Below are 11,133 nucleotides of genomic sequence, written 5' to 3'. Positions count from 1 at the left end.
TGGCGAACCCCAAGATCGGCGAACGCGAGGTACTGGCCGCGATGCTGGAAGCCGACGCCGGGGTGATCGCCGAACACGACGGCATCCTGCTCATCTCGGACAAGGGCTTCGCCTCCAAACCGTTCGAGCGGCAACTCGCTGCCCAGGGCATCGAGCTGCTGCGACCGTCCCGCAAGCGGGAGAAGGCCCACTACGGCGAACCGATGCTCAAGAAGGTCCGCCAACTCATCGAGTCGGTCAACGACACCCTCAAAGGCCAACTCGACCTGGAAGAACACGGCGGACGGACCTTCGAGGGCGTCGCGGTCCGAGTCGCCCAACGCCTGCTGGCCATGGCCGCCGCGATCTGGCACAACAACAAGACCGGCGCACCCGTCACCCGGTCACTGATCGCCTACGACCACTGATCCATTCGGAACTACTCGTCTAGCGCGCGGCCAGGCAGACAGCGGGTCCAGATCAGGGCCATCCCGCCCCGGACGGCGGCGAGCTGACGCGAGACGGAGGTGAGGCAATGTTCCTCGGCGTGGACGGCGGCGGCACCAAGACCGCCTTCTGCCTACTGAGGGCGGACGGCGCGATCGTGGCCCAGGCGACGACCGCGAGCAGCTACTACTTCAGCGAAGGCATCGATCTGGTGCCCCGGGTCCTCAAGGAGGGCATCGGCGCCGTCTGCGCGACGGCCGGCATCACCCCGGCCGACATCGCCTTCGCGTTCTTCGGCATCCCGACCTACGGCGAGGTCAGCGACGACATCGCCGCCCTCGACGCGGCGCCACGGGAGGTCCTCGGCCACGACCGGTACCGGGTCGACAACGACATGGTCTGCGGCTGGTCCGGCTCGGTGGCCGCCGCGGACGGCATCAACGTGATCAGCGGCACCGGATCGATGACCTACGGTGAGCGTGCCGGCCAGGGCCTGCGGGTCGGCGGCTGGAGCGAACTGTTCGGCGACGAGGGTTCGGCGTACTGGATCGCCATCCGGGGCCTGCAGGCGTTCTCCCGCATGAGCGACGGTCGACAGCCCGCCGGTCCGTTGCTGGATGTCCTGCGTGAACACCTGGCGCTGGCCGCGGACCTGGATCTGATCGACGTCGTGGTGAACCGGTGGCAGGGCGACCGCGGCAGGATCGCGGCGCTGAGCCCGCTTGTCACCCGCGCCGCCGACCAGGGCGACGAGGCGGCAGCGGCGATCCTCGCCGAGGCCGGCCGGGAACTCGCCCAGCTGGTGGAAACCACCCGTGGCCGGCTCGGCTACCCCGCCGGCGAGCAGGTCCTGGTCTCCTACTCCGGCGGCACGTTCAACGCACGACAGGTACGCGAGGCATTCCGAGAGCACCTGCACACGCTGCACGACGGTTACGACCTTCGGCAGCCCATGTATCCGCCGGTCGTCGGCGCGGCACTCTACGCCGCGAAACAGGCCGGCAGCCCGCTGAGCGCCGGCGCGCTCGCACACCTTCGGACCACCACCCCGAACGCCACCGCTGCCTGAGGAGGCGCAGATGCCAACGACTATCTCCCGCATCAGCCGTAGCTGGATCCCGTACGCGGGGCTGCTCGTGCTGTTCTGGGGCGTGTGGGGGGCCTTCTCCGCCGTCCCGACCAGCGACTACGGCTATCCCGACGGCATGGTCTACGTCGTCTGGTCCATCACCATGATCATCCCGGCCGTCGCCGCGCTGCGCGGCAACCGGCTGGACCGCCGCCCGATCGCGACCGTGTACGGCCTGCTGGTCGGGCTGACCGGCGCCGGCGGCCAGTTGCTCCTGTTCAAGGCGCTCACCATCGGCCCGGCGTACCTGATCTTTCCGCTGATCGCGCTGTCTCCGGCGATCACCGTGCTGATGGCCATGGCGCTGCTGCGGGAACGCATCCCCCGGCTCGCCGTGGTCGGCGTGATCGCCGCACTGGTCGCGGTCGTACTGTTCAGCGTCAGCGGCGGCGACGGTTCCGCCACCGGTGGAACGTGGCTGATCCTGGCCATCGTGGTCTGCGTCGCCTGGGGCGTGCAGGCCTACTTCATGCGCAAGGCGGCCACGGTCGGCGTCAACGACGCCACCACCTTCACCTGGATGACGATCAGTGGTCTGCTGCTGGCGCCGATCGCCATCTGGATGGCCGGCGGCCTGGCGCTGGACGCCCCCTGGCAGGCGCCGTCCCTCGCCGCGGTCACCCAGGTGCTCAACGCCGTCGGCGCGCTGTTCCTGGTGATGGCGTTCAGTCGGGGCAAGGCCTCGATCGTGGCCCCCACGACCAACGCCCTGGCGCCCGTACTTACCGTGATCCTCTCGCTGATCGTGTACCAGCGGGTGCCGTCGGTCTACGCCACGATCGGCATCGTGCTCGCCATCGTCGGGTCCACACTGATGGTCTACGCCGACGAGAAGCGCGGCGAGGCCGCGGCGGCCACCCCGGTCACGCTCGACCGGGACGGCGCGCCGGACGTCGCCGTACCGTAACCGCCACACCGGCCGGGCAACTCGTCGTTCCGGCCGCGGAGAACTGACCCCGGCGGCGGCCGGTCCGGACTCGGTCCGGACCGGCCGCCGGCCCTTGTGGCCGCGTCCCGGCCGGGTCCCGTCCCGGCCCGGTCGCGCCCGGGTCAGTGTCCGTGCGCGTGCTGCGCCGTCCAGTCCTCGACCCGGGTGAGCGGGACCGGCGTGGGCCGCTCCACCACCGTCGTCAGCGCGATCCGCCGGCCTTCGGCCGCCGACCGGAGCAGGGCCGTCATCGTTTCGAGTACGTGCAGCGCGACGTCGCCGCTGGCGCGGGCCGGACGCCGCCCGTCGGCCCCGACGAGGTCGATCAGGCCGACACCTCGGGAAGCGGCCGCGTAACCCGCCCGTGGTTCGAGCGCACGCCATTCGGTGTCGCCGAGCGCGAAGTGCCGGACCTCGCCGTCGAAGTGGTTCGGATCGGGCACGGCGAGCGTGCCCGTCTCCCCCTGCACCTCGATCGGCGCGGCCGTCGTCGCGACGCCGTCGAAGCTCGTCGTGATGGTGGAGAGGGCGCCGTTGGCGTGTTCGAGCACACCTGTCACGTGACTGTCCACATCGACCGGTACCCGCTGGCCGATGCGCGGCCCCGAACCGATGACGCGCTCGGCGCGCAGGCGGCTGGCGGATCCGACCACCGCACGGACCGGCCCGAGCAGGTGGATGAGCGCCGAGATGTAGTACGGCCCCATGTCCAGTAGGGGGCCGCCGCCCTCGGTGTAGTAGAAGTCGGGGTGCGGATGCCACCGTTCGTGTCCCGGCGTGACCATGACGGCCGACGCGGACATCGGGCGCCCGATCAACCCGTCGTCGATCGCCGCGCGCGCCGTCTGGGTCCCGGTACCCAGAACCGTGTCCGGCGCGCAACCCACCCGGACGCCGGCCGCCGCGGCCCGGTCGATGACCGAGCGGCCGTCCGCGAAGGTGACCGCGAGCGGCTTCTCGATATAGACGTTCTTGCCCGCGTCGATAGCGCCGAACGAGATCTCGGCGTGCGCCGCGGGGATCGTGAGGTTGAGCACCGTCTGCACGTCCGGGCGGTCGAGCAGGCGCTCGACGCTCAACGCCTCGGCGCCGGGAAGCTCGGCGGCCACCGCCGCCGAGCGGGACGCGTCGAGGTCGGCCACCGCGGCGATGCTCACCGCGGGGTGGTTCGCGAGCGTGTTCAGGTACGCGCGGGAGATGACCCCGAGACCTACGACGCCGATGCGGTGCGGGTCGCCCACAGCATGCCCCTCTCGATGACGGTACGGACGCTCGCGTGCTCCAGCACGTCGAGGCTGTGCCCCGGAGTCGTCACGACGATGCGCCCGGCGCCCCACAGCCGGGTCCAGATCGCGGGCGAGGTGACCGGCCGGTGCCACGGATGCCACGCCTGGGTCGGGTGGGTCGTGGTGGCCAGTACGTCGATCAGGTCGTCGTGCAGCACCCAGTACTGCTCGGTGACCAGGTCGAAGTCCTCGATCCCGGCGGTGATCGGATGTGTCCGTCCAAGTTCGGTGATGTTCACCGTGTGCGGCAGGAAGTTGTCCTCCGGCCCACCGTGACGCTCGCACGGCTCCTTGCCAGGATGGGTGGCGAACTGCCCGCCCACCAGATGCAGGTAGTCGGACGACGCCCGGAACGAGTCCGCGATGCCACCGTGCCAGCCGGTGAAGCCCGTGCCGGCGACGACCGCCGCGCTCAGTCCCGCCAGCTGTTCCGCGGTGATCTGCGACATCGTCACACACTGCACGACGAGGTCGATGTCGGCCATCTCGGCGGCGTCGGCGTAGATCTCCGTCGATCCCTCGACCCGTACCGCGTAGTCGCTACTTTCGAGGAACGGGATGAACAACTCCGTCGCCTTGACCGGCTGGTGCCCCTCCCATCCGCCGCGAACCACCAGTGCCCTCCGCTGTGCCACGCTCGCTCCCTTTCGCGATCCGTCGCCCCGGGCCGGCCACTCCCGCCCGGCGGCGGCGTGTCGCCGATACCGATGTCGATCACTCCAGGCAGCCTACCGACCGGGTGGGCGACGACGACCGGGCCCGTGTCGCCGACCTCACTCAACTCGTGTGGGTCGAACCGCTGCCGGACTGCGGTGAACCCCGGATGATTGTCGCCGTGCGCTACCTGATCTCTCATCCCGACGCGTTGGCCGATCTCGGCGATCTGGACGTCGCGTTGTACGACGGCACTCGACCCATTCCGGAGCCCCTGGACGAGGTCGAGTTCTATGCGATTCCGTACGGGATCATCGATCCGCTGCTGTGCGAGGCGATCGTCCGGATGCCTCGGCTCAAGGTGGTGCAGACCCTGACCGCCGGCTACGACCACGTCCTGCCGTACCTGCGGCCCGGCCTGACCCTGGCCAACGCCCGGGGGGTGCACGATGCGGCTACCGCCGAGCTGGCCGTGGCGCTCACGCTGGCCGCCCGGCGCCGGCTGCCGGACTTCGTCAGGGCGGGGAGCGAGGGCCGCTGGGCGTCGGGCTGGTCCACCGGGCTGGCTGACGCCCGGGTGCTGATCGTCGGGTACGGCTCGATCGGCGCCGCCATCGAGCGCCGTCTCGCGGGGTTCGAGGTGGAGATCAGCCGGGTCGCCCGGAGCGCCCGACCCGGCGTACGGCCGATCGCCGAACTCCCGGAAATGCTGCCGCACGCAGACGTTGTCATCCTGGCCACCCCGCTGACCCCGGAGACCGAGGGCCTGGTGGACAAGGATTTTCTCGCCGGGATGGCCGACGGCGCCCTGCTGGTGAACGTGGCCCGAGGCCGGGTGGTGGACACCGGGGCGTTGCTCGCGGAACTTCACGCGGGCCGGCTGCACGCTGCCCTGGACGTCACCGAACCCGAGCCGCTGCCCGCCGACCATCCGCTGTGGACTGCGCCGAACGTCCTGGTCAGCCCGCACGTCGGCGGTCTGACCGCCGCGTTCGCGCCCCGGGCCCGCCGACTGCTGGTCGACCAGGTCCGGCGGTACGCCGCAGGCCAGCCGCTCGCGAACGTCGTCAGCGGGCCGTAACACCCGCGGTGCGGACGTGGTGGTTCCGCCGGACGTGGCGACCGCCGGTCCGGCCGCGGCGCCCCGGGCGGGCCGCCGCAGCCGGGTGCCGTCAGGGCAGTTCGGAGGGACGGTAGCTGGTCGAGCCGGTGGAGGTGTGCACGGTCACCGTCAGCCGGTCGACCTGACCGCCCTCGGGTCCCGGCCACCAGGCCGCCCACCAGCCGGACTTCACACTGGCCTGGAGGACCCTGCCGTTGTCGAGCCGGACCTCCACCCCGGTGACGTCCGAACCCACCAGGCCGATGATGTTCGACCACATGCTGTCGCCGCTCCCGGTGGAGCTCATCGTCTCCAGGTTGACCGTGCCGGCGGGCAACGCCGGCAACGGACGTTCGTCGGCCAGCCCCATCGAGGCGAGCTGGTCCTTGCCCACGCTCAGGCACTCGACGACGGTGCCGCTGCTCTTCTTCATGATGAGCAGCGTCGCGGTCCCGCGCTGCTCGGCGAGGAGCACGTCCCTCGGGTGCACCGCCGACGAACTCCCCCCGACCCCGTTGCCGGCGCACGCCCGCGCCTGCGGCAGCACCTGCTCACCGGTACGGGAACTGGGCTCGGCCGTCCAGGACGCGATCGCCTTCTGGGCCGTGCCGGGCAACAGCGCGGGTACGGCCACCACCGCGACGGCACCCGCCGCCGCTGCGGCGACGCCCACCGCCAGCCAGCGTCCCACCGGCCGTCGGGTCGGCCGCGGAGTGACTTCGGCGGCTATCACCCGCTCGACGAACGCCTGTGACCGCGTCCACTCCATCGCGGTGGGCTCACGCCCCCGCGCCGGGTCGAGCACGGCCAGCTGCTCCAGGTCCTTCATGCTCGCGTCCATGACTGCTGCTCCTTGAGAGGGTGGGGGCGGGAAGACCAACGGGTGTCCGGTTCGGCCGGCTCCAGGGCCGACTGCAGGCGTTTCCGCGCCCGGCCGAGCCGCATGGCAAAGGTCGACCTCCGGCAGCCCAGCACGTCGGCGGCCTGCTCGGCGGTGAGGCCGTCGAACGCGACCAGTGCCAGAACCTCACGGTCTGCCGCGCTCAGCGCCTTCCAGGCGCGCTCCAGGTCGATCCGTACCGCCGCGCCCGCCGAGTCGTCGGACAGCTCGGGTGACTCCAGCGACCCCAGTCGGACGTCCAACGCCTGGCGGCGTAACCAGCCCCGGGTCCGGTTCGCCATGGTCTTGCGGGCCACCGCGAACAGCCACGGCCGGGCGTCGTCCGGCAGCTCGTCGAAGCGTCGCCACGCCGTCATGAAGACCGTCGACACGACGTCCTCCGCCTCGCTGCCCGGCACCCTCCGCTCGACGAACCGCAGCAGGTCGGCGTATGTCCCCAGGTGCAGGGACCGGAACCGGTCCGCTCGCCCACCGGCGTCGTCTCCGCTCATGTGCCTTTTCCTTCGTCGTCCATACCCCCTACCTGTCCGGCTCGACGGTAGCTGTCACACCCGGAGTTCCGGCTGGCGACCGGTGCCAATCCGCGATCGGCACCCTGGAGGGTATGGTCGAAATGTCGGGATCCTGTCCGCACGCCGGAAAGCTCAGGACGAGCTGTGGGCTCCCGGTTCCGGCCGCCGCCACGACACAGGCCCGGCGGACCGGCGGACTGGCAGCCCGGCGGACCGGCAGCCCGGCGGCACCGGTCAATCGGCGAAGTCGACGCCGGTGAGCGAGGCGGCGCGGTACGCGGCGAGGTGCTCGGCCTGCGCGGTGACGGCCCTGCGGGTGGCGGCCGACAGCCTGCGCCAGGGCTGGACGGCAACCGTCAACTTCCCGCCCGACTTGCGGGGGCGCCAACTGCCGACCAGTTCACCGTCGACCAGTACGGCACCCGGACGACCGAGCACCGGCCACAGCTCCTTGGCGCGGGCGACCTCGCCGACCAGGGTCGCCCGGTCCTTGGCCTGGAGGAAGAGGTCGTACGGGCCGAGCAGGCGGGTCACCGCGGCGTCGGCCGATTCCAGCGCCGTTTCGTCGGCGGCCAGCAGTGAACGCCGCTCCCCGTCGACCGTCACCTCGACCACGTCCTCCGGCCAGCGCGCCTTCACGTCCTTTACCGGCGCGTCGAGATAGTCGGCCACGTGTTTCGGGGTGGCCGGGCCGAGCAGTCGAAGGTAGGCCCGGATGAGGTCGAACCTGTCGCCCGCGGCAGCCGCCTTCCTGAACCCGGTGATGCGTTGCAGGACCGGCGGTGAGGTGCCGAGCTGCAACTCCAGGCCGGCCCGCACGGCGGCCAGCCGGAACGGCATCTCGTAGATGTGTGTGGCGTCGCAGGGGCGACAGAATCGCAGGTACGGCTCGGTCACCAGCCCGGCCAGGCGGCCGGAGACGTCTCCCTTGACCGTCGGCTCGGCAACGAGGGCGCGCATGTGCGCGGCCACCACGTCGAGCGCGGCGAGATTGTCGATGCCGGCCGCCTTCAACGGCCTGGCGGCGTCGTAGATCCGCTTGCCGGCGTCCGAGTCGGAGAAGGGCTCGACCGCGGCCGCGATCTTTCCCAGGTCGGCGCGGCGGTAGAGGTGGGGAGCGCCCCGCACGGTCCAGAGCAGGACGAGATCCCTGCCGGACAGCGCCGTCACGTCGACCCCGCGCGCGGCCAGCGCCCAGCCAGCGCCGTCCGGGCCGGTGTCCTGCACACCGATGTCGAGAACGGCGGTGTCGCCGAGCGTGCCCCGGGCCCGGTCGAGCTGCTGGGCCCGGGTCCGGAACCTCATCACCTGACGACGGTCGACCATGCGCCCACCCTAGGCGGCACCTCCGACACCGTTCGGCACCTCCGACACCGTTCGGCACCTCCGACACCGTTCGGCACCTCCGACACCGTTCGGCGCCCCGACACCGTTCGGCGTGCGCGGCGGCGAGGCTGAGCGCCGTGCCGAGGCTGGGCGCTCCGCTCCGGCTCGTCATCCGGAGTCCGGATCCTGTCCGGCTACGCCGGGACCTCGGCGAAGAACCCGCGCAGCGCGTCGACGACCAGCGTGGGAGCCGTCATGGTCACGAAGTGGGACTGCCCCTGCCAGATGATCCGGCGCGCTCCCGGAAGCGTCGTCGCGAGGGCGTTCATCGTGCTGGGCATCGGTTCCCAGGTGTCGGCCCCCTGCATCAGCAGGGTCGGCACGGTGACCGAGGACCAGCGGGCGATGTCCGTGCTGTCCTCGGCGAGTGCCTCGAGGTCGTGCAGCCAGCCGATCGCCGAGCGCCGCTCCTCGACCGGGTCGAGGGTCCGGTCGCCCGCTGCGGCGGCGAACGCGGCGACGACCTCCGCCGGAACCCGGGTCACGTCGTTCAGTGCCGCGCTCCTTCCCCGGGCGTCGTCCCGCTCGAAGGCGGCTCGGTACCGGTCGAGCATGGGTACGATCTCCGGTCCCGCCGCGAACAGCGGGGGCTCGAAGAGGGCCAGTGACCGTACCTGGCGGGACTCCGCCGACACGGTGTGCAACGAGACGGTCGCCCCGTAGGAGGCGCCGACGAGGTGCACCGGCCGACCCGAGGATTTCCGGGCCGCCTCGATCACCGCGATCAGGTCCGCGGTCTCGTCCTTGAACGACTTTGGCCCGGGCGGGACGTCGCTGGGACCGTATCCGCGCCTCGCCGGAATCCACACCTCGTGGTCGGAGGCCAGTTGGTCGGCGACGGTACCCCAGGAACGCAGCCCACCTCCCGAGCCGTGTACGAGGACGACGGGGTCGCCGGAGCCCACGCGCCGGAGCACCAGGCGGGTGCCGTCCCGTGAGCTGACGTACTGATCGTGGCTCTCGTGACTGTTCATCGTCGTTCCTTCGTTCCGCTCGGCCAGTTGCTCAGCGCGGTGTGCACCGCGTCGAGGATGTGGCTCCACGACTCGTCCAGATCGCGCGGGTGCCCGAATCCGTCGACGGTCTCCAGGCTCGCGAAGCCGTGGAAGGTGCTACGCACGAAACGCATCGCGTCGGTCAGGTCCGGCTCGTCGAGCCCGTACCCGCGAAGCATCGCGTAGCTCAGCTCGATCATCCGCAGATGCCCCGTCGACCTCGTGCCGACCTCGCGCGGCAACTGCAACTGGGTCGCGGCGTACTGCCCGGGGTGCGCCACCGCGAAGGTGCGGTAGGCGTCGGCGAATCCGACGAGGGCCTGCCTGCCTGCGCGACCGGCGACGGCGAGCGCCAGGTTGTCGGCGAACACGGCCGCCGCCCGGACCGCGACCTGCTCGATCAACGCCTCGCGACTGCGAACGTGCGTGTACAGCGCCGCGTCCGAGACCCCGAAGTGTCGGGCGACCGCCGCGACGGTCAGCCGCGACAACCCGACGGCGTCCGCCAGGTCGGCCGCGGCGGCCGAGACGCGCTCGCTCGTCAGGCCCTGTCGGGGCATTTGGCGTACCGACCTTCCACACGCTAGCAAGTTTCTTAGGGGCCCTAAGGTAGCACTTAATAGGTGTCATTAACGAGCGGGTTCCGACAGCGGTGCCGCACGGATGGATCAGGGCGCGCCAGAAACCGGTCAGGGCTTCCGGTCGACGGCGGGATCCGCTGATTCCCGCCGGACCAGCGCCAGCACGAGATCGACTACCGCGGTGAGAACGGCCAGCGCGCACGTGGTCAGGAGGCCGAGCAGACCGTTGAGCCACCAGTCGACCTCATCGGCCGAGAAGCAGAGGTTGCCCGGCGTGCAGTTCGGCTCCGCCAACTCGGCGCGGCCGGCGAACATCCCGGCGGGGAAACACGACACCGCCAGTACGGCCGCGGCGAGAAAGAACCACGGCCACACCGGGCGCCGCAGCAGCCGGAGCGCGATCCAGGCCCCGACGAGCAGGCCGGGCACGATCCAGGCGACGGGATTGGCCGCCACCCACTCCACGGCCAACCTCCGCCCCGATGAGGTGCCCCACCGGCGGCAATTATGCCCGGTCTGAAGAGTTCCTTAATCCGGCGCCGCCCGGTTCGGCCGGCCGGCCAGCGGGACCTACCATCTGGCGGTGCGCATCAAGACCACCTCCGCCCTGATCGTGGCCGGGCTGCTCGCCGCCACCGCCATGACCGGCTGCGGCTCGTCGCCGGCGAAGGAGCCGGCGGGTGCCGCCACACCGGCAGCCACGGACGCCACGAACGGGTCGGCGACGCCGTCGCCGTCGGTTCCGGCCGGGCCGTCGCCGACCGCCAAGCCCTCCGCCACCACCAGGCCGGTTGCCGCGCTGCCCCGGCCCGGCAACCCGAAGGGCCGGGCCAGCGTGCCCGCCGAGGCCCGCGCGGTGAGCACGACGAAACCGAGCCGGGTGATCGGCAACGGCACCCCCGGAAGCTGCACCTCGGCGGCGGTGGTCGCGGCGGTCGCCCGGGGCGGCATCATCACCTTCTCCTGTGGTCCCGCTCCGGTGACCATCACCATGAAGGCCACCGCGAAGATCCGGAACTCGACCGGTCCCCGGATCGTGCTCGACGGTGGCGGCAAGGTCACCCTCTCCGGTGGTGGCAAGCGCCGGATCCTCTACATGAACACCTGTGACGAGGCGCAGGGCTGGACCACCTCGCACTGCCAGGACCAGGACCATCCTCAGCTCACCGTGCAGAACCTGACCTTCGCCGACGGCAACTCCACCGGGGACCGGGCCGAGGGGGGCGGCGGCGG

General features: G+C 71.3%; 12 protein-coding genes and 1 pseudogene. 5 read left to right on the top strand and 8 right to left on the bottom strand.

All coding sequences use genetic code 11. The features are described from left to right. The 3 genes from I0C86_RS34900 to I0C86_RS34890 form a co-directional block, all read left to right on the top strand. Nucleotides 1-407: transposase (locus I0C86_RS34900; protein ID WP_323373422.1), on the top strand; the 407-nt coding region annotated here is incomplete at its 5' end. Nucleotides 408-514: 107 nt separating this feature from the next. Continuing rightward, the gene (locus I0C86_RS34895; RefSeq protein ID WP_196205578.1) at nt 515-1,495 is read left to right on the top strand and encodes an N-acetylglucosamine kinase; all 981 of its coding nucleotides are present in this window, start codon (nt 515-517) and stop codon (nt 1,493-1,495) included. 10 nt (nt 1,496-1,505) lie between these two features. After that, complete coding sequence (locus I0C86_RS34890; protein ID WP_196205577.1) at nt 1,506-2,462, top strand: DMT family transporter; 957 nt, start codon at nt 1,506-1,508, stop codon at nt 2,460-2,462. Between the two features lie 143 nt (nt 2,463-2,605). Here I0C86_RS34890 and I0C86_RS34885 read toward each other — a convergent pair whose 3' ends face one another. After that, a complete protein-coding gene (locus tag I0C86_RS34885; protein WP_196205576.1) occupies nt 2,606-3,724 on the bottom strand; it encodes a Gfo/Idh/MocA family protein in 1,119 nt (372 codons plus the stop codon). Then, nucleotides 3,694-4,404 carry a ThuA domain-containing protein gene (locus tag I0C86_RS34880; RefSeq protein ID WP_196205575.1) on the bottom strand — a complete coding sequence of 237 codons (711 nt, stop codon included), beginning with the start codon at nt 4,402-4,404 and terminating at the stop codon, nt 3,694-3,696. The genes I0C86_RS34885 and I0C86_RS34880 overlap by 31 nt, the downstream gene beginning before the upstream one ends. Before the next feature lie 200 nt (nt 4,405-4,604). On the opposite strand from I0C86_RS34880, the gene I0C86_RS34875 reads away from it, so the two are divergent. Further along, nucleotides 4,605-5,504, top strand: a complete 900-nt coding sequence (locus I0C86_RS34875; RefSeq protein WP_407676382.1) for a 2-hydroxyacid dehydrogenase — start codon at nt 4,605-4,607, stop codon at nt 5,502-5,504. Nucleotides 5,505-5,595: 91 nt separating this feature from the next. Here I0C86_RS34875 and I0C86_RS34870 read toward each other — a convergent pair whose 3' ends face one another. From I0C86_RS34870 to I0C86_RS34845, 6 genes are all read right to left on the bottom strand, one after another. Beyond that, the gene (locus I0C86_RS34870) at nt 5,596-6,366 is read right to left on the bottom strand and encodes a hypothetical protein (protein WP_196205574.1); all 771 of its coding nucleotides are present in this window, start codon (nt 6,364-6,366) and stop codon (nt 5,596-5,598) included. Further along, the gene (locus I0C86_RS34865) at nt 6,351-6,917 is read right to left on the bottom strand and encodes an RNA polymerase sigma factor (protein WP_196205573.1); all 567 of its coding nucleotides are present in this window, start codon (nt 6,915-6,917) and stop codon (nt 6,351-6,353) included. The genes I0C86_RS34870 and I0C86_RS34865 overlap by 16 nt, the downstream gene beginning before the upstream one ends. A 255-nt stretch (nt 6,918-7,172) precedes the next feature. Then, complete coding sequence (locus I0C86_RS34860) at nt 7,173-8,264, bottom strand: winged helix DNA-binding domain-containing protein (RefSeq protein WP_196205572.1); 1,092 nt, start codon at nt 8,262-8,264, stop codon at nt 7,173-7,175. A 194-nt stretch (nt 8,265-8,458) separates the two neighbouring features. Beyond that, entirely contained in the window at nt 8,459-9,298 is an 840-nt protein-coding gene (locus I0C86_RS34855) for an alpha/beta fold hydrolase (protein ID WP_196205571.1), read from the bottom strand. Beyond that, nucleotides 9,295-9,879: a TetR-like C-terminal domain-containing protein gene (locus tag I0C86_RS34850; protein WP_196205570.1), complete on the bottom strand. Its 585-nt coding sequence runs from the start codon at nt 9,877-9,879 to the stop codon at nt 9,295-9,297. Before I0C86_RS34850 ends, I0C86_RS34855 begins: the two co-directional genes overlap by 4 nt. Before the next feature lie 129 nt (nt 9,880-10,008). Next, nucleotides 10,009-10,365 carry a hypothetical protein gene (locus tag I0C86_RS34845; protein ID WP_196205569.1) on the bottom strand — a complete coding sequence of 119 codons (357 nt, stop codon included), beginning with the start codon at nt 10,363-10,365 and terminating at the stop codon, nt 10,009-10,011. 118 nt (nt 10,366-10,483) lie between these two features. Between I0C86_RS34845 and I0C86_RS34840 the strand changes: the two are divergent. Continuing rightward, nucleotides 10,484-11,133: pseudogene (locus I0C86_RS34840) on the top strand (hypothetical protein); the annotation flags it as partial.

This window comes from Plantactinospora alkalitolerans, assembly GCF_015690345.1.
Lineage (GTDB): Bacteria > Actinomycetota > Actinomycetes > Mycobacteriales > Micromonosporaceae > Plantactinospora > Plantactinospora alkalitolerans.
Note: the sequence above shows the minus strand (reverse complement) of the source record. Positions and strands in the feature narration are given on the sequence as shown.

Coding starts and splice junctions, on each gene's coding strand:
- I0C86_RS34895 (WP_196205578.1), top strand. CDS start 515: ATGTTCCTCGGCGTGGACGGCGGCGGCACCAAGACCGCCTTCTGCCTA.
- I0C86_RS34890 (WP_196205577.1), top strand. CDS start 1,506: ATGCCAACGACTATCTCCCGCATCAGCCGTAGCTGGATCCCGTACGCG.
- I0C86_RS34870 (WP_196205574.1), bottom strand. CDS start 6,366: ATGGACGCGAGCATGAAGGACCTGGAGCAGCTGGCCGTGCTCGACCCG.
- I0C86_RS34865 (WP_196205573.1), bottom strand. CDS start 6,917: ATGAGCGGAGACGACGCCGGTGGGCGAGCGGACCGGTTCCGGTCCCTG.
- I0C86_RS34860 (WP_196205572.1), bottom strand. CDS start 8,264: ATGGTCGACCGTCGTCAGGTGATGAGGTTCCGGACCCGGGCCCAGCAG.
- I0C86_RS34855 (WP_196205571.1), bottom strand. CDS start 9,298: ATGAACAGTCACGAGAGCCACGATCAGTACGTCAGCTCACGGGACGGC.
- I0C86_RS34850 (WP_196205570.1), bottom strand. CDS start 9,879: ATGCCCCGACAGGGCCTGACGAGCGAGCGCGTCTCGGCCGCCGCGGCC.